This is a genomic window from Nitratireductor sp. CH_MIT9313-5 (assembly GCF_037029545.1).
Lineage (GTDB): Bacteria > Pseudomonadota > Alphaproteobacteria > Rhizobiales > Rhizobiaceae > Chelativorans.
This window is the reverse complement of sequence record NZ_JAYMER010000014.1, coordinates 587,692-607,159: the sequence shown is the minus strand read 5'-3', so window position 1 is coordinate 607,159 and position 19,468 is coordinate 587,692. Positions and strand designations below refer to the sequence as shown.

Below are 19,468 nucleotides of genomic sequence, written 5' to 3'. Positions count from 1 at the left end.
CATGAGAGTGGGCCAGAACGGACAATTTCATTCTGTCACATTGACGTGAGCTTAACCCCACCGGCCCGAATCATGTGGAACTTGTGCGTTTCGCGCCTAAAATGAGAAGCAGAGGGGACATCAGCTTCTTCGAGAAGCGCATCAGGAGGGGGGCTCCATGAAAATTGTTGTCCGATTCGTGCTGGCGTGCAGCCTCATTTTTGCGGCTGCTGCGATGCCTGCACATGCACATAGCAGCAGTCTTGTTGCCAAGGTCAGCCTTTCGCGACAGACCATGACCGTGACCTATCGCGGCAAGGTGCTGCACCGCTGGAAGGTATCGACAGCCCGCAAAGGCTATGTCACGCCGCGAGGCACCTGGAGGCCAACGCGAATGCATCGCATGTGGCACTCACGCAAATATGATATGTCTCCGATGCCCTATGCGATCTTTTATTATGGCGGATATGCCGTGCACGGAACAAATGCAGTCAGCAGGCTGGGCCGTCCGGCGTCGCATGGCTGCGTGAGACTGCACACGGCGAATGCCGCCCGCCTGTATTCGCTGGTGAAGCAGGTAGGGGCGAAGAACACCCGGATCGTCGTGACGCGGTAGGGCTACCGGATCTGCCAGCGCTTGTGGAACCACATCCACTGGCCGGGATCTTCACGCACCCAGCGTTCTACAGTGTCATTGAGCATCTGCGCCATGGCCGGCACGTCGATGGCTCCATCGGTTAGGCGCGGTAGGGTCAGGCACTCCTCTATCTCCAGCCGGTAGCGGCCATCGGGAAGCCGAATGCAGCGAGCCGGGTAGACGTCGCACTCATATTGGCGGGCAAGTTTCGGGACCAGCGGGCTGGTCTGGCAGGCCCGCCCGAAAAAGGTCGTCGGCACACCGCGCATGAATTTCTGATCGACCAGCGCGCCGACATTGCCGCCTTTTTCCAGAACGCGTGCGAGCTGCAAGGCGGCACCTGCACGAGAGGCCAGCAGACCGCCCATGGATGAGCTGCGGGTCTTGTAGATGTAGTCCGCGATATAGGGATTGTTCGGCGGGCGGAAGAGCGCGGTCAGGCTCAGCCCGAATGTTGCTGCGGCAATCGGCAGAAATTCGAAATTGCCCAGATGTGCGGTGAAGAAGATGTGCGGCCCGCCTTCATTGCGGATGCGCTCGAAAATCTCTGCGCCCTTGACCTCGACCCGGCCGGATTCCTTTGCCTGCGGATCGTAGTCGAAGAGGCGGTCCAGATAGATATATTCCACCGCCAGCCGCGCCATATTCGCCCACATGTCGGAGGCGATGGCTTCGATCTCGTGGTCGGACTTGTCAGGATAGGCGGCGCGAAGATTGGAGGTTGCGACGCGGTGTCTGCCGAACAGCGGCCCGAGCTTGCGCGCAACGCGCTCGGCAAAATTCATCGCGCTCTCCATAGGCAGGAGGCGCAGCAGGAAAAGTGCCGTGAGTGCGAAGCGGGCGGTGATCCAGTATTCAGCCTGCTTCAGTCCGCGCAGCAGCTTGGCGATGAACGGTTTCATACTATTCGGGAAGGCGCAGAATGATCTTGCCGAAGACGTCGCGGCCTTCCATGCGCTCAAGTGCCTTGGCGATTTCCTCGAAACCGACTTCCGTATCGATCACGGGGTGAACGAGCCCTGCAGCCATCTTCTGCATGGCGTCGGCCATGTTTTCCATGCGGCAGCCGAACGAGCCGAGCAGCTTCAACTGCTGCTGGAAAAGCTGCATCAGGTTCATGCTGGTCGAGACGCCTGAGGTCGAGCCGCAGGTGACCAGACGGCCGCCGCGCTTGAGGCTGAGCATGGAGCCGGCCCAGGTGTCGGCACCAACATGCTCGAAGACGACATCCACACCGCGCTTCCTGGTGATTTTGCGCACGGCACCTTCGAAACGGTCTTCGCGGTAGTTGATCACGTGGTCGGCACCAAGGGCCTTGGCCTTCTCGATCTTGGTGTCCGAGCCGACTGTCGTGATGACCGTGCAGCCCATGCGCTTTGCAAGCTGGATGGCCGCAGAACCGATACCAGAACCGCCTGCATGAACCAGTATGGTTTCGCCCGGCTCAAGCTTGGCATTGTCGAACAGCATATGCTCGACCGTGCCGAAGGTCACAGGCGCGACCGCTGCGCCGATCTCGTCGACGCCGGGAGGTGCGGGAACGAGCAGGCGGGCGGGCATGTTGATCTTTTCCTGCGCAAACCCGTCCAGGTGGAAGCCGTGGACCCCACCGACATGTTCACACAGATTGTCGCGTCCTTCGCGGCAGGGGCGGCACAGGCCGCAGGTGCGTGCGCCATAGATGGAGACCAGCTGACCGGGCTGCAGGCCGACAACGCCCGAACCGACCGCATCGACCACGCCGGAAGCCTCGGCACCAACCGTCAGCGGCAGTTTGCGCTTGGCAAATGCCATGCCGCGCCAGCCCCAGACATCGATGTGATTGAGGGCGACCGCCTTGATGCGCAGTGTCACTTCGCCGTGGGCGGGGGCCGGAGGAGGCGCAATCTCGGTGATTTCAAGCTTGCGGTCGGCGACGAGTTGAAGTGCACGCATGGAATTCAGATCTTTTCTCGAAAGAGCTTGAGGCTCAGCCCGCTTCGCGAGCCATGACAAGGCAGGTGTTCTGACCACCGAAGCCGAAGGAATTGGACAGAACCGTCGAGACATTCGCCTTGCGGCTTTCGTTCGGCACCACATCCAGTTCGATGGCAGGATCGGGGGTCTCGTAATTGATCGTAGGCGGGATAACGCCCTCGCGCATCGTCAGGATGGAGAAGACCGCTTCGATCGCACCGGCCGCCGACAGGGTGTGGCCGATCATCGACTTGTTGGAGGAGACGGGGATCGACTTGATCCGGTCTCCGAACACCGTGGAAAGCGAGAGATACTCCATCTTCTCGTTTTCCTGCGTGGAAGTGCCGTGGGCGTTGATATACTCGATCTCGCCGGTATCCATGCCTGCATCGGCAAGGGCTGAGCGAACCGCCGCTATTGCCGGTGAGCCGTCAGGCTTGGAGCGGGTGCGGTGGAAGTCATCCGCCTTCTCACCGCAGCCACGCATGATGGCAAGAACCTCTGCACCGCGCGCCAGCGCGCTTTCGAGCGATTCCAGCACGAGCGCACCAGAGCCTTCGGCGAGCACAAAACCGCTGCGATCCTTGGAAAACGGCTTGGAAGCCTTTTCCGGCTCGTCATTCTGCGTTGTCAGGGCAGAGAGGAGCGAGAAGCGGATCAGAGCCTCTGCCGTTGCCGATCCATCAGCGCCAATGGCAAGAGCACGGTTGCATTCGCCGCGGCGGATGGCTTCGGTTCCAAGCTGAATTGCGGTTGCACCCGATGCACAGGCGGTGGACAGGGTCACGGGCAGGCCGCTGGTGCCGTATTTGTCGGCAAGGCTGTCGGCGATGGAGGAGAACTGCGTCTCATCGAAGAGCCCCTTCGCCTTGGCTTCACGGGCGGCTTCGATCAGGCTGTGCCAGTCACCGCCGCGAGTGGAACGGGCATAAAGGTCCAGGCGATGCTTCCAGTCCAACTCGACGGGAGGGGCTGCAAGAAAGAGAGGGCCATCAAAATTATTCCCGGACAAGCCAGCTTCGGCCACCGCCTCTTCCGCGGCAATATCAGCAAGCGCGTGGGTGAGGCGCGTCGGCCCCAATTTGCTCTCCGGCAGAAAGTCCACCATGCCGGAAATACGGGTCGCCAGATGATCCGTGGGGAAGCGCGTGATCTCGTGGATGCCCGACTTGCCGCTGGTCAGTGCTTCCCAATTGTCGCTTTTGCCCCGGCCAAGAGAGGTGACGACGCCCATGCCGGTGACTGCCACGAGCGGACGGCCGAGATGATCTGTGGTCTTCATGAACGCTACTCCGTTCAAGCCTGCTCGAGGAGCGCCATGCCCTCGAAACGGTGATAGCCGATGGCGGTTGCCAGAGCGTTCTGCGGCTTCGAAGATGAATCTGATTCACCATGCTCGGGCGCAAAAGGTGAGGGCACCTTCCCGCGATGCAGTGCCATGGCGCTAAGGGCCACGGCGAAGGGAAACTGCGCTTCCTTCAGGTGGCCGCTCAGGCTGCTCATGCCGCGCACAGGTGCGCCAAGTGATTTCAGCGCATCAGCCTCTGCATTGGTGGCGGCGTGTGCGCCGGAAGCGCCTGAAAGAACAAAATCCGGTGTGCTGCCGTTGGTGGCCTTCGCCGCCATCGCGGCAAGTGCATCAACGAACCCGCGGTCGCGCCAGTTGCGGCCCGATGTCACGCGGGAAATCCTGGCATAGGCCTCACGGCCGCGCTTTTGCGCATGTTCGCGCGATTCAAGAATGAGGAAGGCGGCGCCGGAGCCGGTCACGATCCCGCCGCCATTGTCAGCACTACGCGACCAGACAGGAGACCAGCCGTCATGCTGCAGGTAGCCGCCAAGCTCATAGGCCAGCAGCATGTCGGGATGCTCGGTCTGGAAGGCGGCACCCACGAGGAGATGGCTCGACTGGCCGGATGCGATGCGTGCTGCGGCTGTTTCGATGGCGGACACGCCTGCACCTTCTTCACCCATGAAGGTGCGCGAGGAGCCGGTTACCTTGTGAACAATGGAGATATTGCCGGCCAGCAGGTTCGACAGCTGAGCCAGAAAGAGTGTGGGGCGCAGTTCTGTCGTGAGCTTCTCGTTGAGCAGTACGCCGTGGTCGTCTCGCTTGAGAGAGGCATCAAGAATGGCTTGATCGACGTCAAGGTCGCGCTCGCCGCCGCCGGCTGCAACCACCAGATCCATTGAGGAGACGAGCGCCTCGTCTCCCTTCATCCCGGCATCGTCCAATGCAAGACCTGCCGCATAGGTGCCGAGACGCTGCCATGTTTCCATCTGGCGCTGGTCGCCGCGCTTCGGGATCTGCTGCGACCAGTCGATTTCAGGAAGCGGGTGAACCGTGTAGGGGGCGAAACGCTGCGAATCGACCACGGGCTGCGGCTGTGGGGCGGTCACCGCATCCCAGTGGTCATCTATGCCAAGGCCAAGGGACGAAACGATCCCTATTCCGGTGATGACCACGTCATTGCCGCTCATGCAGACTTCTCCGTCCCGTGCGCGTGATGTTCAGGCAGCCTTGGCTGCGACCAGTTCGTCGATCTTGGCGCAGAGGTTCTTCATGACGAAATATTCTTCGGTGGAAACCTTGCCGTCATTGACTTCCTGCGTCCACTTCTCGAGCGGGACCTTGATGCCGAATTCCTTGTCGATGGCAAAGACGATGTCCAGGAAGTCCAGGCTGTCGATGCCGAGGTCATCAATGGTATGGCTTTCCGGCGTAATCGTTTCGCGGTCGATCTCGCTGGTCTCAGCGATAATGTCGGCTACCTTGTCGAAAGTGGTTGTCACGATGCGTCCCCGAACAAGAGGCTTCTAAAAGAATAAGGGCGAAGTGGGCTCTGTAATCGCTTTTTTGTGGCAGGAAAAGGCCCTACGGCCACGCTTCAGTTGAACCTGATGCGCGCGGCAACCGATAATTGGTCGCCCCCGCGGGACAGGATTACGGCTTCTCCGTCTCGCACACGGGCACCTGTCAGAGCACGGATCACCTCCTCCTGGGTGACCAGGAACAGGTTTCCCGAACCCGAATAGGTGTCGATCTTCTCCCTGATCGCGGCAATGCTTTCCTCGGCAACGGCGCTTTCCGGTTCGAAATTATCGAGGGCGGGCCAAATTTCGATTTCCTCATCGCCAAAGGCCAGAAGGCCGGTATCACGGGAGCGGCAGTGACGACTTGTCACGACCTCTTCCACAGGAGCTGAACGGGCGAAGATAAGGGCGCCGATACGCTTGGCCTGTTGGCGACCACGCGCGGAAAGATTTCGCTGTGTCGAACAGTTCTCGATGTCGAAATTGGAAGGCTCGCTGGTGCCGTTGGTGGCTGCGCTGTTGAGCAATACAACCTGGCCGCCATTGCGCAGCAAGGCCCAACCGGCCTCCGTGGCCATGGCCGGCAAAGGCAGGATGAGCAGTAGAAGCGAAATGATCAGGCGATGCATGTGACGTCCTTGTGCAGCAGGACATTCATATAGGTAAGGCTGGCGCAACGAAACAGTCGCTTTCGGCGCAACCGTGGCTTGCCGTCATTTCCTAGTGCCCATATGCAAACGACCATGTCCTCGCTTGTTGAAACCATCGGATATGTTTTTGGCCTCGTTGCGCTCGGTTATCTGACCGGCTGGTTTGGCTTGCTGCGCAAGGATGCGGGTGAGGTGATAACGAGTTTCGCTGTCACAATCGCCGTGCCGCTTCTGCTGTTTCGCACCATGTCGAACGCGCAATTCGGCGAGGGGCTGCCCTGGGGGCTGTGGATTACCTATTTTACGGCAATCGCAATCACATGGACTGTCTCGCAACTGTCGCTTGTCCACATATTCAAGCGTGACGGGCGCGCAGGCGTCGTGGCCGGGCTTGCGGGCAGTTTCTCAAATCTGGTGCTTCTGGGCATTCCGTTCATGCTGGGCGTACACGGGCAGGAGGCCTTCGAGCAGCTTTCGCTGATCGTAACGATCCATCTGCCGATCATGACGGGCGTCTCGATCCTTCTGTACAATCTGCACGACCCTCAGCAGCAGGGTTCCTTCTCTATTCTGTCGGTTCTCAAGGGGCTGGCTCAGCGCATGCTCACCAATCCGTTGATCATTGGCATTCTCGGTGGGCTGATCTGGCGGGCCGGAGGCCTGGAACTGCCCTCTCTTGCCGAGAGGCTGATCGATTCCCTCGCCAATGTTGCGGGACCGGTTGCGTTGTTTGCGATGGGGCTGGGGCTTCGCAGCTACGGTATCAAGGGAGATGTACGTCCCGCGATCCTGATCGCGTTCTACAAGCAAATGTTGATGCCGGCCATTGCGCTGGGACTGGCAGTCGCTCTTGATCTTTCCCCGATCACCGCTATTGCCGTGGTGACTGCGGCTTCCTTCCCCTGCGGCGTCAATCCCTACCTCATCGCCTCCCAGTTCGGCACGGGCCAGCGTCTGGCTTCCAATGCCATGACAATCGGCACGGCACTGGCCTTCCTCTCAACGGCCTTCTGGATCGCTGTCACCGCATCCGTGTTCAGCTAGCCTCTTGCCGCGACCTGCAAGGGTGCTAGCTTTGGCGGTCAGCGCATTTCTGTGCGCTTTGCGATGATCAACAGCCGTGCCGCCGGCTGGAGTGCTGCAAGACGCAGCCGAGGAGGAATTCATGCTTCAGAAAACAAGCCACTTTCTGCGCGAGGCAAACTATATCGATGGCGCCTGGGTTTCCGCAGACAATGATGCGGTGATTGACGTTACGAACCCGGCCAATGGACAGCGTATCGGCGGCGTGCCGAAATGCGGTCGCGCAGAGACGAAGCGCGCGATCGAGGCTGCGCAGAAAGCGTTTGAAAGCTTTCGGAAAACCACCGCCAACGAACGTGCGCAGATGCTGCGCCGCCTGCATGATCTGATTCTCGAAAACCAGGACGCGCTCGCCGAGCTGCTGGTTCTGGAGCAAGGCAAGCCACTGGCCGAAGCCAAGGGCGAAGTCGGAATGTCGGCGGCCTATGTCCTCTGGTTCGCAGAGGAAGGCCGGCGCATCTATGGTGACACGGTGCCGTCGCCCTGGGCGGACCGGCGCATCATGGTGATCAAGGAACCGGTCGGCGTCATTGGGGCGATCACGCCGTGGAACTTCCCGTCCTCCATGCTTGCCCGCAAGATCGGTCCGGCTATCGCCGCAGGGTGCACCGTGGTGGCGAAGCCCGCGTCGCAGACACCTTATTCCGGTCTGGCCTGGGGTGTTCTTTGTGAAGAGGCGGGTATTCCCGCTGGTGTGGTGAATATTGTCACCGGCTCCGCGTCAGATATTGGCGATGTACTGTGCGAAAACCCGCTGGTGCGCAAGATCACCTTCACGGGGTCCACGGATGTGGGCAAGATCCTCATCAAGAAATGCGCGGACACGGTGAAGAAGGTCTCGATGGAGCTTGGCGGCAATGCGCCGTTCCTTGTCTTTGATGACGCCGATCTTGAACGTGCCGTGCAAGGGGCAATTGCTGCAAAGTTCCGCAATTCCGGGCAGACATGCGTATGCACCAATCGTTTCTTCGTCCAGTCTGGGATCTATGACCGCTTTGTGGCCCGCATGGCGGAGGAGACGAAGCGGCTGAAAGTCGGATCGGGCCTGGACGAGGGGACGCAACAGGGCCCGCTCATTGACGACAAGGCCGTGGAAAAAGTGGAAGCCTTCATCAAGGATGCCACATCAAAGGGCGGCAAGGTCGAGGCTGGTGGAAAGCGGCATGAACTCGGCGGTTCCTTTTTCGAGCCGACAGTCATCTCTGACGCCACGCCTGAAATGGAGTTCATGCAGGACGAGATTTTCGGGCCCGTCGCTCCCATCTTCCGCTTTGAAAGCGAGGAAGAAGGTGTTGCCATGGCCAATGATACGGCTTTCGGTCTTGCCTGCTATTTCTACACCAGCGATCTCGGTCGCAGCTTCCGAGTCATGGAGGGGCTGAAATACGGTCTAGTCGGCGTCAATGAAGGGATCATCACCACCGTGGAGGCCCCCTTCGGCGGGCTGAAAGAATCCGGACTTGGCAAGGAAGGTGGTCATCAGGGCATCGAAGATTATCTCGACACCAAATATGTCTGCCTCGGCGGATTGGGACTTTAGAGACACACGCAGCGCCGCGTAAGCGGCGCTGCTGCGCCCACAAGTTCGACCGCGTTAGCGATCCTTCACCGTCTCCATGGCCACGAATGTGGAGGTGTGAGAAACGTAAGGCAGGGTGGAAATGCGTTCGCCCAGGATGCGGCGATAGCTGGAAATGTCGCGTGTGCGCACCTTGAGCAGATAGTCGAAATTCGCCGCGATCATATGGCATTGGTCGATTTCCGGGATCTCCATGATCGCCTTGTTGAATTCGGCAAGAGCAACCGATCGCGTATCCGACAATGTCACCTGAACGAAAGCTATGTGGCCTTCCCCCATGCGCTCGCGATCAATGATGGCCGTGTAGCCACGGATAAAGCCTTCCTTCTCCAGACGGCGCAAACGTGCCTGCACCGGGGTCTTTGACAGCCCGACCTGCTTGGCAAGGCTGCTAACCGAAAGCCGACCATCCTTGGAAAGGGCATCGACGATGTTCTGGTCGATTCGGTCCAATTGACTTGTGGGCATATAAAATTGGCTCCCAATCCGTTCCTTGGCGGGCTGAAATATAGATCAAACCGACTTTCGATTTCCATAATTCAGACCGATGCGCTTAGCGCAACATGTTAGAGTCAGTCAGTCCTATAAAAATTTGTACAACTTATAAATGTATCTCTGAGGAGCGCAATTCATGGGTTCTACGGACTTGTCCGTTGTACGTGAACAAATTCGTGCAAATTACCTGGTGGAGGAGAAAGTTGCGCTGGAGCGGTTGGTTCGCCTGGCCAATCTTTCGGATGCACGCCGGGAAGCCATAAAGGCCGACGCTGTTCGGCTGGTGAAAAAGGTTCGCGCGAATTCCGACCTGCATCTTATGGAAGCATTCCTGTCTGAATATGGGCTGTCCACCAGCGAGGGTGTGGCGCTCATGTGCCTGGCCGAGGCTCTTCTTCGTGTTCCCGACGCCGAGACGGTTGACGATCTGATCCGCGACAAGATCACGCCGCATGACTGGTCAGCGCATTCGGGAGAGTCTGCATCGATCTTCGTCAATGCATCAACCTGGGCGCTCATGCTCACCGGCCGCGTTCTTGATGAGCGAGGTGCTGGTGTTGAAGCGGTCCTGCGCGGGCTGGTGCGCCGGTTGGGCGAACCGGTTATTCGCACCGCCGTTGGTGCTGCCATGCGGGAGATGGGCGAGCAGTTTGTGCTTGGCCAGACCATCGGGGAAGCCTTGAAGAAGGGACGCCCGCTGCAGGAAAAGGGCTATACCTATTCCTATGACATGCTGGGCGAGGCCGCGCGTACGGAAGCGGATGCGCTGCGCTATCACCGAGCCTATGGCGACGCGATTACAGCGCTGAAGGCGACGATCAAGAGTGATGACATACGCGAAAATGCGGGCATCTCGGTTAAATTGTCCGCGCTTCATCCACGCTATGAGGCCACGCAAAAGGCGCGCATGTTGCCTGTCATGCATGAGCGTCTTCTAGAGCTCTGCCAGGCTGCCAAAGCAGCCCATATGGGGCTCAATATCGATGCAGAGGAGGCCGATCGTCTCGATCTTTCGCTTGATGTGATCGAAAGCGTCCTGTCGGATCCCAGCCTTGAGGGTTGGGATGGCTTTGGCGTGGTGGTGCAGGCATACGGACCGCGCGCGCCCTACGTGATCGATTGGCTCCATGCGCTTGCCAGCAAGCTCGACCGACGGATCATGGTGCGTCTGGTGAAAGGGGCTTATTGGGATACGGAGATCAAGCGGGCGCAGACATTGGGTCTGGAAGGCTATCCGGTCTTCACGCGCAAGGAAAACACGGATGTTTCCTACATCGCATGTGCGCACAAGCTGCTCTCGCTGACAGACCGCATCTATCCCCAATTCGCCACTCATAATGCCCATACGGTGGCGGCGATACTCAATCTCGGGACGGACAAGTCACTTTTCGAGTTTCAGCGGCTGCACGGAATGGGCGATGCGCTGCACGAGATCGTGCGCAAACAGCATGGCACGCGCTGCCGCATCTATGCACCGGTGGGCGCACATGAGGATCTTTTGGCCTATCTGGTGCGTCGCCTGCTGGAGAATGGCGCCAATTCGTCCTTCGTGAACCAGATCGTAGATGAAGATGTGCCTGCGGAAGCAATAGCAGCCGATCCGTTCGACAAGATCACACAGAACGTGATTGCGCGGAATCCGGCCATCCCGCTGCCATCCACCATCTTTGCCGAACGTCGCGAAAATTCGCGCGGATGGGACATAACCGATACGGTCACCCTCCAGAATATAGAGCAGGCGCGCGCACCGTTTGCAGCGCCCCACCAGTGGCATGCCGTACCGCTGACCAGTGCAAAGGCTGACGGCAGCAAGCGTATCCTGACCAATCCCGCCCGGCCGGACGAGGTTGTCGGGACGGTCGTTGAAGGCAATGCTCAGATCGTCGAGGACGCAATCGGTCTTGCGGTCAAGGCGCAGCCTGCCTGGGCAGAAAAGCCGGTTTCTGAACGCGCAGATATCTTGCGCAAGGTCGCTGAGCTCTACGAGGCCAATGCGGGCGAGATCTTCGCGCTGGTGACCCGCGAGGCCGGCAAGTCGCTTTTCGACGGCGTTGCGGAAATTCGCGAGGCGGTGGACTTCCTGCACTATTACGCCAATGAGGCCGCAGGAGCGGAGAAGGACACAGATGCGCGCGGTGTGATCGCCTGCATCTCGCCATGGAACTTTCCGCTCGCGATCTTCACCGGGCAGGTGGTAGCCGCTTTGGTCACGGGCAATGCCGTTGTCGCCAAGCCGGCGGAGCAGACGCCGCTTATTGCTGCGCGCGCCGTCGAGCTTATGCACGAAGCGGGTGTTCCCCGCGATGTGCTGCAACTCATCCCCGGTGACGGAGAGCAGGTTGGTGCGCCTCTGACGGCAGATCCGCGCATTGCCGGCGTTTGCTTCACCGGTTCGACTGAGGTTGCGCGTATCATCGAGCGCCAGCTTGCGAAGACGGCAGCACCCGACGCCATGCTGATCGCGGAGACCGGCGGTCTCAACGCCATGATCGTGGACTCCACCGCGCTTGCCGAGCAGGCCGTGCGTGACATCGTGGCGTCCGCCTTCCAGAGCGCAGGCCAGCGCTGTTCGGCATTGCGGGTTCTCTATGTGCAAAAGGACGTTGAAGACCGCGTCCTGAAGATGCTGCAAGGGGCGATGCAGGCGTTGGTCATTGACGATCCGTGGCACGTCCACAGTGATGTCGGACCCGTTATCGACGATGAAGCCTACAGCTCGATAACCGGATATGTCGAAGCCATGGAGCAAAAGGGTCGCCTGCTGGCCAAGGTCGAGGCACCGCGCAATGGTCGTTTCGTCGCCCCAAGCGCGTTCAAGGTGAACGGCATTGGCGAGATCGAACGCGAAGTGTTCGGGCCCGTACTTCATGTAGCGAGCTTTGAGGCGGAAGACCTGCACAAGGTCATTGAGGACATCAATGCGCGCGGCTTCGGTCTTACCTTCGGCCTGCACACCCGCATCGACGCTCGTGTGCAGGACATCGTGGACCGGGTGCATGTCGGCAATATCTATGTGAACCGCAATCAGATCGGCGCTGTCGTCTCCTCCCAGCCATTCGGTGGCGAGGGGCTTTCGGGAACCGGACCGAAAGCTGGGGGGCCGAACTATTTGCGGCGATTCCGCGTATCAGTTTCGGCTTCCGCAGCCAGCCCGGAGGGGCGAGAGGTTTCTACGGCGGAAGCGATGAAGCTCATGCCTGATCCAACGGCGAAAAAGTGGGATCAGAAGTTGGATCGCGTCGCGGAACTGCGTCGTGCTCTTCGCGGGCGCTGGTCGGATGTCCTGAAAGAGGCGGCAGCACTTGATCTTGGCCCCATCGACCTGCCCGGGCCTACAGGCGAGGCCAATGCCTTGCAGCTTGTTGCGCGGGGGCGGGTGCTGTGCCTTGGAGCAGACGCGGACAGCCTGGCTGCGCAGGTAATCCAGGCGCTGGCAGCCGGCAATGGCGTTCTTGCGGTGCATCCGGAAGCAAGTGCCATTCTCAAGCCACTCATCCGCAGCAATCTGCCGCTTGCCGTTGCCGATGGTGTATTGGCGGCAGGCGCGCTTGAAGAATTGCAGCTTGATGTGGTTGCCGCCAGCGGTGCCGCCGACTGGTTGCGCGAGCTTCGGCAGGCGCTTTCGCGGCGGGAAGGGGCAATCGTTCCGCTTGTGAGTGAAGTCATCTATCAGCAAGCTTATTGTCACGAGAGGGCTGTCTGTGTGGACACGACCGCTGCGGGTGGCAATGCCAGCCTGCTGGCCGCGGTATGATGTGAAATGGCCCGGCAATCTCGCCGGGCCGCTTTCCTAGCGCTGGAATGCCAGCGGGATCGTGAAGGGCCAGCTGTTGCGCCCGGCCTGCGGCGGAATCTGGGGGAAGGGTGCGGCGCGCTTCACTGTAGCTATGGCTGCCTGATCCAGGATGTTCGAGCCGGAGCTACGCACAATGCGGATGCCGCTGACGCCGCCATTTCTATTGACGGTGAATGCGACGCGGACCTCCCCACGCAGTTTCTGACGGCGGGCTTCTCGGGGATAGCGCAGCGCGCGTCGTAGTTTTGACGCTACCTTGCCCGGATAGTTGGAAATAGCGGCATTGCCGGTGGCCGTGGTGCGTGCGGCCGTTTTCTTTCCAGCACGACGCGCGGCCTGCGCCTGGCCTTTTGGAGCTGCGGCCTTCTTCCGCGGCTTGGCAGCCGCCTTGGACTGTTTTCCGGCCGGTTTTGCCGCAGCTTTCTTCTGTATCTGCTTCTTTCGAACCGCTTTTTTCTCCGGCTTTGGCGGTGGGGTATATGTCGGGCGTGGCGTGGGCAGGGGAATATTGGCCAGAGCCGTCACGGTTTCCGTCGGCGCGGTGGGAGCAATCTCGGTCTCTGGTGTTTCCGCAACCGGAGGCTCAACCGGTGATGAAACCACCGTCTGCGCTGTTTCCACCGGAGTGCTCGTATCGACAGGCGCCGCGACATCGGTCTCCACCGGAGTTTCGACACTCTCTGTCTCTACCACCGCTTGCACAGGCTGCTCGAGGGGTGTTTCGGCTGGGGCTTCCGATCCTGCGCTTGCTGAAAGGGTGATCTGTGTTGCACCACCACCTTCGATCATGGTTGCCGGTGGTTCGCTTAGAAAAGCGGCTGCAGTCGTCAGGTGAATGGCGGCCGACAGGCCGAGTGCAATCAGCCATCTGGGTGCTGACTTGAAGTTCATCGCGCGCGCTCCGTCACGACAACAACCCGGTCCGCACCCGCTTCACGAAGTTTGGCAGCCACCTCGATAAGCCTTGCAGCTGCCAGATTGCGGTCGGCGGCAAGGCGAATGGTCGATCCCTCGTCTTGTGCTGCCATGAACTCTTCGACCGTCACCGGGCCGGATGCCTGCATGAGTTCGCCGTCGCTGTTGATGAACAAGGTGTCCGGCGGAGGCGCGTTTTCTGCCTCGCTGGTGGCGATGAGTTCCAGCTGCTCGGGCTGCGGCGGCACAAGCGTTCCCGCGATCAGGAAGAAGATCAGCATCAGGAAGACGATGTTGATCAGTGCGATGGTGGGCTCGCCACGATTTGCGGGTTTGGGACGTGTCAGCCGCATCTTCAGTTCGCCACGGACAGTTGGAGGGTGGTCTTGGTGTTGATCGCCTCAACCGCATCAATGAGTGCCTGAGAGGTAACTTCGCCGCGCAAGGTGAGTGCTGCCTTTTGCGCTCCTGCAGCCTGCAATTCGCTGAGGCGCGTCATTGCCGCTTCTTTAGCTAAAGTCTCGCCATTGACCTGCCATCCGTCCTCCATCAGGCGGATGATGATGTCGGGCCTGCTCGATGCAGCCGAAGCGCCTTGTCTTCCCGCCGTGATCTCCACCTGCGCAAAGCGGGTGAAGCTCGATGAGAGCATAAAAAACAGGAGCAGAAGAAAGATGACGTCTATGAGGGAAGTCAGGCCGATCGGCCTTCTTCGCCTTACGGGCGTTTCAATGCGCATGGCTGGGATTGCCTGCGGCCAACACGTCTGCCTGCGGTTCTGCGCTCGTCTGGCTTTCCGTGCCGTTTAGAAGAGCACCGGTCAGCGTTTCGATCTCGACCCGCTCGTTTTCCAGACGCGTCTCGAACCAGGCAAGAATCAGCGAGACCGGCATGGCGATGGCAAGGCCGGTAGCCGTGGTCAGAAGCGCAACCCAGATACCTCCAGCAAGCAGGGACGGATCGACCGCATTGCCGGCTTCCTGCAGTTTGCGAAATGCCTCGATCATGCCCAGAACGGTGCCGAAGAGGCCAAGCAGCGGGGCAACCTGCGAGACTGCATCAAGTGCGCGAAAGCCGCGCTGCAGGTCGTGCAGGCGGGCACCGGCCACGCGAGCGACTTCCGCTTCAATCAGGTTGCGCGATGTCTGTCCGCTGGCAAACATCTTCATTGCGGTCGCAATAGCTGCCGAAACGGGTGCACGATCGTCGGCGACCAGGGCTCTCGCGGCTCCCTTGTCGCCTTTCTGCCAGGCGCTCAGCGCGCGGCGTGCGCGCCCGTGGCGGCCGACGCGTTCGCGCCAGAACTGCACGAGCTTCAACAATATGAGCGCGAATGCGAATACGGACAGGACGACCAGTAGTGCCACGACCGGGCCGCCAAGGGCCATGAAGGATGAAACGGTCTGGATAAGATCGGCAGGCATGAGTTTGAGCTCCGGGCAGGATCAGGTGCCGAAATCGATGTCGGCTTTGGATGATGCTTCAAGCTGGCCGAGACAGACATCGGCAGATGCACCCTCGCAGCTCTTCGCTTCATTCACGAGAATACGGGAAAGATTCTCACACGCGATGCCGCCAATGTCGAACTGGCGGACTTTTGTGCGGCCTGCAGGCAGGTCCTGAAAGTCGAGAACGCTCAGCCTTTCAACAAGCCCCTTGCTGTTGAAGATGGCGAACTCATAGGCCGCTTTAGTGATGTCCTGCTTGAGAGTGTTGCTGGCAACGAAAGTCAGGCGGCAACCATTTTCGACGGCAGCAACGCCATTGAGTTCAATGCTCAATTTCTGCTGCTCTTCCTGAGCATGCGCCGGAGCGGCTGTCAGCATGGCTGCAGCCATCAGGATCGAGGCAAGTGTCCTCACGAATGAATTCCCCCTATTGCACAACTGATCGCAGGTTACGGCCCAGTTTTCCCGCTCACCCTACATGGAGGGGAGTCTAATTCGCCATGACCAAGAATGTCACCGATATGTTGATGCTATTTCTTGACTCAATAACTCCACTAATGCAATTTCTAAAAAATATGAGTGCCATGGTCAACAAATAATCTGCCGCGGACATTGTGTCCGTAGCCTGAAGAGAGAAGGAGGTTTGAGATGAATGCGATTGTTCAGCCGAGCAGGGTTCAGCGCAACCGAACGGAGTTTGTGTTCAGCCAGCCTGCTGAAGCCCAACCGCGTCGTCAGAATCGCGTAGTCAACAGCTCGGACCTCTTCGCAGGATTAAAAGAGATTGAAATCGAGCATCACGGATCGGTCTATCGTCTGAAGATCACCCGTCAGGGCAAGCTGATCCTAAACAAGTAGCACTGCGGTTACGCACGAAAAAAAGGCATGGTCGCAATCAGCGCCCATGCCTTCTTGGCGTTGTAGATGGCAAAAGCCTAGTTCGCGGTCGCCGCTGTCTGCTCGAAATCAAGTCCGAGCAGGTTGCGCATATTAGGCCGTGAGGCAACCACGTCCTGAATCGTATAGGAGGCGAGGACCTCGAAGAACGCATTCAGCGCCTTGCGTAACGCCTCGTTCACGCCGCAGGCGTCGATAAGCGGGCACTCGCTTCCATCCTCGAAGCATTCGGCCATCGCGAAATTCTCTTCCGTGACCCGCACCACATCGAACAAGGTGATATCGCCAGCATCCTTGGCAAGGCGCACACCGCCATTGCGGCCCCGGACCGTTTCCACGAAACCATGCTCCACAAGGGGCTGCAGGATCTTGAACAGGAACAGGTCCGAAAGCGCATAGGCCTTCGCGATATCTGGCACGCGGCTCAGCTTGCCTTCATTGGCAGCGCAATACATCAGAATGCGGATCGCGTAATTGGTTTGTCGCGTCAGTCGCATATGATTCCTTTCAGCTTCACCCGCCAATATGGCTGAGCATTTAGAACAATTCCAGATCTGGCGCCAAATAAGCTGAATAAACATGTCATATTTAGTGATGACCTGCGGCTTTCTGACCGGACGGAACTGCTTGCAATGAATGCTGCGCTGCACAATATTGCGCTTATGGGAGTCGACTGACTTGAGGGAGGAGCCTTGAGGAGTACGACTTGTGACCAGCACAAGCTTGAAAATCGAACGTCCGGGGCTGGTGCGCGGATTGCGCCCGTCGGAGATGTCTCTGTTTCGCGATCACCTCTTGAGGTTGGACGCTGAGAGCCGGCGTGACCGCTTCAACGGCACGGCCAGTGACGCCTTCATCATGCGCTATGCGGAACGCTGCCTGCAAGACGGTACGACCGTTGTCGGTTATGTGGAAGAGGGGCAGGTGTTGGCTGCGGCAGAACTTCATGAGCGTCCCGATCTGACACCGCCCACAGGCGAAATCGCATTCAGCGTGGAGCGGGAATTGCAGCATCGCGGCCTTGGCGCCCTGCTGTTCCAGCGGCTTATCGCCCACGCCCGCGCCCTTGGCTATACGCGGTTGCGAGTCACTACCCACCCGCAGAACAGGGCCATGCGGTCTTTGGCTGCCAAGTTCAATGCACGGCTGTCCTTTGAAGAGGGGGAGACGGTGGGCCTGATCGAGCTTTCACCGGCCTTGGTTGAGCCTGATCTATCTCCGCGTGTACTGCCATCCCGCAGCCAGGTTGCGGACCCCGCTGAAGTCGCTGCTTGAACGTAACGGCTTGACCTTGGCGTCTGCGCGTTTCACACCTGCTGTCGTTATCGCGGGAGGAATGTTGTGGCGCAGAAAGTTCAATCCATCGACGCGCTGCGAAGGCTGGTCGGCGAAGAGGTCGGCGTCTCGGACTGGGTGCTGGTTGATCAGGCAATGATCGACGACTTTGCGCGCATGACCGGCGACCATCAATGGATCCACGTCGATCAGGCCCGTGCGCGCAAGGAGAGCCCGTTTGGCGACACGATCGCCCATGGCTATCTGACTGTCTCACTCATGACGCGCCTGTCCTATGAGATCGGTGCCTGGCCGGACCATTTGGGTGCGATCATCAATTACGGCATAGACCGGCTGCGTTTTCTTTCACCGGTCAAGGTTGGTTCAAGGGTGCGCCTGCGTTCGGTTCTCGGGGCAGTTGAAGACCGGCCGGACGGGTCGCTTCTTTTGCGAAACAATGCTCAGATCGAGATCGAAGGTGTGGAGAAACCGGCCCTGGTTGCCGACACGCTGGTTCTATTGGTCCCAAACGCCAAGGATTGAGCAATCGCTCATTCCGCGTCCGGCTGGTTCTCGGGAGCCGCCTTGCGAAACGGTTCCAGCTCCAGGCAGGCGGAATTGATCCGGTTGATCGTGGGGTAGGGGTCCATATCGACCTGGAAGCGCCTGTTGTTAGTAACCTGCGCCACCAGGCAGATATCGGCCATTCCCGGTTCGTCGCCATGGCAGAACCTGCCGGTATCCTCACTCTCGGCAAGCATCCGCTCAAGAGGCTCGAAGGTTTCGTGAACCCAGTGCCGGAACCAGGCCGTGATCGCGCTGTCTCCCGCACCAAAACGCTCCTGCAGGGCATTTAGAACGCGCAGATTGTTCAGCGGATGGATGTCGCATGCGATCATCTGCGAAAGCATGCGCACCCGTGCGCGCCCGCCCGCATCCTTGGGCAGCAGGCGGGGCTTTGAGACCATCTCATCCAGATATTCGATGATCGCCAGTGACTGCGCGATCATCGTGCCATCGCTCCAGACAAGGGCCGGAACGAGACCCTGCGGGTTTACCGCCAGATAAACAGCCTTGCGATGCTCACCCTCGCGCAGATGATGTGCGCGGTACTGATAGGTGATGCCCTTCATCTCCAGCGCGATACGCACTCTGTAGGAGGTCGAAGAGCGGAAATAGCTGTGCAGGACGGGCTTGCTCATGCCTGTTGATTCCCGATTGTGACGTTGATTTCACCAATCCCGTCGATGCCACCCACAAGCCTGTCGCCCTCGACAACCGCGCCGACGCCTTCGGGCGTGCCGGTCATGATGAGGTCGCCGGGTTCAAGTCTCACGCTTCTGCTGCAGAAGGCGATGATTTCCGCGGGCTTCCAAATCTGGTCGCCCAGATCACCTTCCTGTCTGTGCACGTCATTCACGTTGAGCCAGATGCGCCCGCTTTCGGGATGGCCGTTGTCGACGATCGGCCTCAAGGCTGCGCAAATGGCAGAGTGGTCGAAGCCTTTACCCCAGTCCCACGGGCGGCCTTTCTTCTTTGCTTCTGCCTGCAGATCGCGTCGCGTCATGTCGAGACCGACGCCGTAGCCCCAGACATGGCCCAGTGCTTCTTCCTCGCTAATATTCGATCCGCCCTTGGACAAGGCGATCACGAGCTCGATCTCATGGTGAAGGTCGTTGGTTAGAGGCGGGTAGGGGATCGTACCGCCGTCATCACAAACGGCGTCAGCGGGCTTCATGAAGATGAAGGGTGGTTCGCGATCCGGATCAGCGCCCATTTCGCGGGCATGGGCGGCATAATTGCGGCCAACGCAGAAGATGCGGCGTACGGGGAAGCGCTTCTTGTCACCTTCAATTGCAATGGATGGTGTTTCAGGTGGATTGATCGCAAATGCAGTCATGAATGTCCCTCCGGAACGCAAGACATGACGTGTTTGCGCGCTTC

22 protein-coding genes are annotated in these 19,468 nt (G+C 59.3%); 7 read left to right on the top strand and 15 right to left on the bottom strand.

Features of this window, described 5'->3' with window-relative positions:
• The first annotated feature begins 214 nt into the window (after nucleotides 1-214).
• A complete protein-coding gene (locus tag WA367_RS10480; protein WP_336057109.1) occupies nucleotides 215-595 on the top strand; it encodes a L,D-transpeptidase in 381 nt (126 codons plus the stop codon).
• Nucleotides 596-597: 2 nt separating this feature from the next.
• Here the strand turns inward: WA367_RS10480 and WA367_RS10475 are convergent, their stop codons facing one another.
• The 6 genes from WA367_RS10475 to WA367_RS10450 form a co-directional block, all read right to left on the bottom strand.
• Nucleotides 598-1,518 (bottom strand): lipid A biosynthesis lauroyl acyltransferase, encoded by a 921-nt coding sequence (locus tag WA367_RS10475; protein ID WP_336056688.1) that lies wholly within the window; start codon nucleotides 1,516-1,518, stop codon nucleotides 598-600.
• Nucleotide 1,519: 1 nt separating this feature from the next.
• A complete protein-coding gene (locus tag WA367_RS10470) occupies nucleotides 1,520-2,551 on the bottom strand; it encodes a zinc-binding dehydrogenase (RefSeq protein ID WP_336056687.1) in 1,032 nt (343 codons plus the stop codon).
• Between the two features lie 34 nt (nucleotides 2,552-2,585).
• Nucleotides 2,586-3,854, bottom strand: coding sequence for a beta-ketoacyl-ACP synthase (locus WA367_RS10465; RefSeq protein WP_336056686.1), 1,269 nt, complete (start codon nucleotides 3,852-3,854; stop codon nucleotides 2,586-2,588).
• A 14-nt stretch (nucleotides 3,855-3,868) separates the two neighbouring features.
• Nucleotides 3,869-5,053, bottom strand: coding sequence for a beta-ketoacyl-ACP synthase (locus WA367_RS10460; protein ID WP_336056685.1), 1,185 nt, complete (start codon nucleotides 5,051-5,053; stop codon nucleotides 3,869-3,871).
• 30 nt (nucleotides 5,054-5,083) lie between these two features.
• Nucleotides 5,084-5,365 carry an acyl carrier protein gene (locus WA367_RS10455; RefSeq protein ID WP_336056684.1) on the bottom strand — a complete coding sequence of 94 codons (282 nt, stop codon included), beginning with the start codon at nucleotides 5,363-5,365 and terminating at the stop codon, nucleotides 5,084-5,086.
• Nucleotides 5,366-5,460: 95 nt separating this feature from the next.
• Nucleotides 5,461-6,015, bottom strand: coding sequence for a histidine phosphatase family protein (locus tag WA367_RS10450; RefSeq protein ID WP_336056683.1), 555 nt, complete (start codon nucleotides 6,013-6,015; stop codon nucleotides 5,461-5,463).
• A gap of 114 nt (nucleotides 6,016-6,129) precedes the next feature.
• Here WA367_RS10450 and WA367_RS10445 point away from each other — a divergent pair, with 114 nt between their 5' ends.
• Together WA367_RS10445 and WA367_RS10440 are read left to right on the top strand one after the other, a co-directional pair.
• Nucleotides 6,130-7,080, top strand: a complete 951-nt coding sequence (locus WA367_RS10445; RefSeq protein WP_336056682.1) for an AEC family transporter — start codon at nucleotides 6,130-6,132, stop codon at nucleotides 7,078-7,080.
• Between the two features lie 121 nt (nucleotides 7,081-7,201).
• On the top strand, nucleotides 7,202-8,659 hold the full coding sequence (locus WA367_RS10440) for an NAD-dependent succinate-semialdehyde dehydrogenase (RefSeq protein WP_336056681.1): 1,458 nt from the start codon (nucleotides 7,202-7,204) through the stop codon (nucleotides 8,657-8,659).
• A 54-nt stretch (nucleotides 8,660-8,713) separates the two neighbouring features.
• Here the strand turns inward: WA367_RS10440 and WA367_RS10435 are convergent, their stop codons facing one another.
• Nucleotides 8,714-9,166 carry an Lrp/AsnC family transcriptional regulator gene (locus WA367_RS10435; protein ID WP_336056680.1) on the bottom strand — a complete coding sequence of 151 codons (453 nt, stop codon included), beginning with the start codon at nucleotides 9,164-9,166 and terminating at the stop codon, nucleotides 8,714-8,716.
• A 163-nt stretch (nucleotides 9,167-9,329) separates the two neighbouring features.
• On the opposite strand from WA367_RS10435, the gene putA reads away from it, so the two are divergent.
• Nucleotides 9,330-12,947, top strand: a complete 3,618-nt coding sequence (putA, locus tag WA367_RS10430; RefSeq protein ID WP_336056679.1) for a bifunctional proline dehydrogenase/L-glutamate gamma-semialdehyde dehydrogenase PutA — start codon at nucleotides 9,330-9,332, stop codon at nucleotides 12,945-12,947.
• 36 nt (nucleotides 12,948-12,983) lie between these two features.
• Here the strand turns inward: putA and WA367_RS10425 are convergent, their stop codons facing one another.
• From WA367_RS10425 to WA367_RS10405, 5 genes are read right to left on the bottom strand one after another with little or no spacing between them, the layout of a single operon-like run.
• Nucleotides 12,984-13,880, bottom strand: a complete 897-nt coding sequence (locus WA367_RS10425) for a TonB family protein (RefSeq protein WP_336056678.1) — start codon at nucleotides 13,878-13,880, stop codon at nucleotides 12,984-12,986.
• Nucleotides 13,877-14,257 (bottom strand): ExbD/TolR family protein, encoded by a 381-nt coding sequence (locus tag WA367_RS10420; RefSeq protein ID WP_336056677.1) that lies wholly within the window; start codon nucleotides 14,255-14,257, stop codon nucleotides 13,877-13,879. The genes WA367_RS10425 and WA367_RS10420 overlap by 4 nt, the downstream gene beginning before the upstream one ends.
• A gap of 2 nt (nucleotides 14,258-14,259) precedes the next feature.
• Nucleotides 14,260-14,643: a biopolymer transporter ExbD gene (locus WA367_RS10415; RefSeq protein ID WP_336056676.1), complete on the bottom strand. Its 384-nt coding sequence runs from the start codon at nucleotides 14,641-14,643 to the stop codon at nucleotides 14,260-14,262.
• Entirely contained in the window at nucleotides 14,633-15,328 is a 696-nt protein-coding gene (locus tag WA367_RS10410; RefSeq protein WP_336056675.1) for a MotA/TolQ/ExbB proton channel family protein, read from the bottom strand. The genes WA367_RS10415 and WA367_RS10410 overlap by 11 nt, the downstream gene beginning before the upstream one ends.
• Before the next feature lie 21 nt (nucleotides 15,329-15,349).
• On the bottom strand, nucleotides 15,350-15,766 hold the full coding sequence (locus WA367_RS10405; RefSeq protein WP_336056674.1) for a hypothetical protein: 417 nt from the start codon (nucleotides 15,764-15,766) through the stop codon (nucleotides 15,350-15,352).
• A gap of 234 nt (nucleotides 15,767-16,000) precedes the next feature.
• On the opposite strand from WA367_RS10405, the gene hemP reads away from it, so the two are divergent.
• Complete coding sequence (hemP, locus tag WA367_RS10400; RefSeq protein ID WP_336056673.1) at nucleotides 16,001-16,210, top strand: hemin uptake protein HemP; 210 nt, start codon at nucleotides 16,001-16,003, stop codon at nucleotides 16,208-16,210.
• A gap of 77 nt (nucleotides 16,211-16,287) precedes the next feature.
• Here hemP and rirA read toward each other — a convergent pair whose 3' ends face one another.
• Nucleotides 16,288-16,746 carry an iron-responsive transcriptional regulator RirA gene (gene rirA / locus WA367_RS10395; protein WP_336056672.1) on the bottom strand — a complete coding sequence of 153 codons (459 nt, stop codon included), beginning with the start codon at nucleotides 16,744-16,746 and terminating at the stop codon, nucleotides 16,288-16,290.
• Nucleotides 16,747-16,957: 211 nt separating this feature from the next.
• On the opposite strand from rirA, the gene WA367_RS10390 reads away from it, so the two are divergent.
• Together WA367_RS10390 and WA367_RS10385 are read left to right on the top strand one after the other, a co-directional pair.
• Nucleotides 16,958-17,524: a GNAT family N-acetyltransferase gene (locus WA367_RS10390; RefSeq protein WP_336056671.1), complete on the top strand. Its 567-nt coding sequence runs from the start codon at nucleotides 16,958-16,960 to the stop codon at nucleotides 17,522-17,524.
• 66 nt (nucleotides 17,525-17,590) lie between these two features.
• Nucleotides 17,591-18,067: a MaoC family dehydratase gene (locus WA367_RS10385; protein WP_336056670.1), complete on the top strand. Its 477-nt coding sequence runs from the start codon at nucleotides 17,591-17,593 to the stop codon at nucleotides 18,065-18,067.
• A gap of 8 nt (nucleotides 18,068-18,075) precedes the next feature.
• Here the strand turns inward: WA367_RS10385 and maiA are convergent, their stop codons facing one another.
• The gene (gene maiA / locus WA367_RS10380) at nucleotides 18,076-18,726 is read right to left on the bottom strand and encodes a maleylacetoacetate isomerase (protein WP_336056669.1); all 651 of its coding nucleotides are present in this window, start codon (nucleotides 18,724-18,726) and stop codon (nucleotides 18,076-18,078) included.
• Nucleotides 18,723-19,424, bottom strand: coding sequence for a fumarylacetoacetate hydrolase family protein (locus WA367_RS10375; RefSeq protein WP_336056668.1), 702 nt, complete (start codon nucleotides 19,422-19,424; stop codon nucleotides 18,723-18,725). The genes maiA and WA367_RS10375 overlap by 4 nt, the downstream gene beginning before the upstream one ends.
• Between the last annotated feature and the right edge of the window lie 44 nt (nucleotides 19,425-19,468).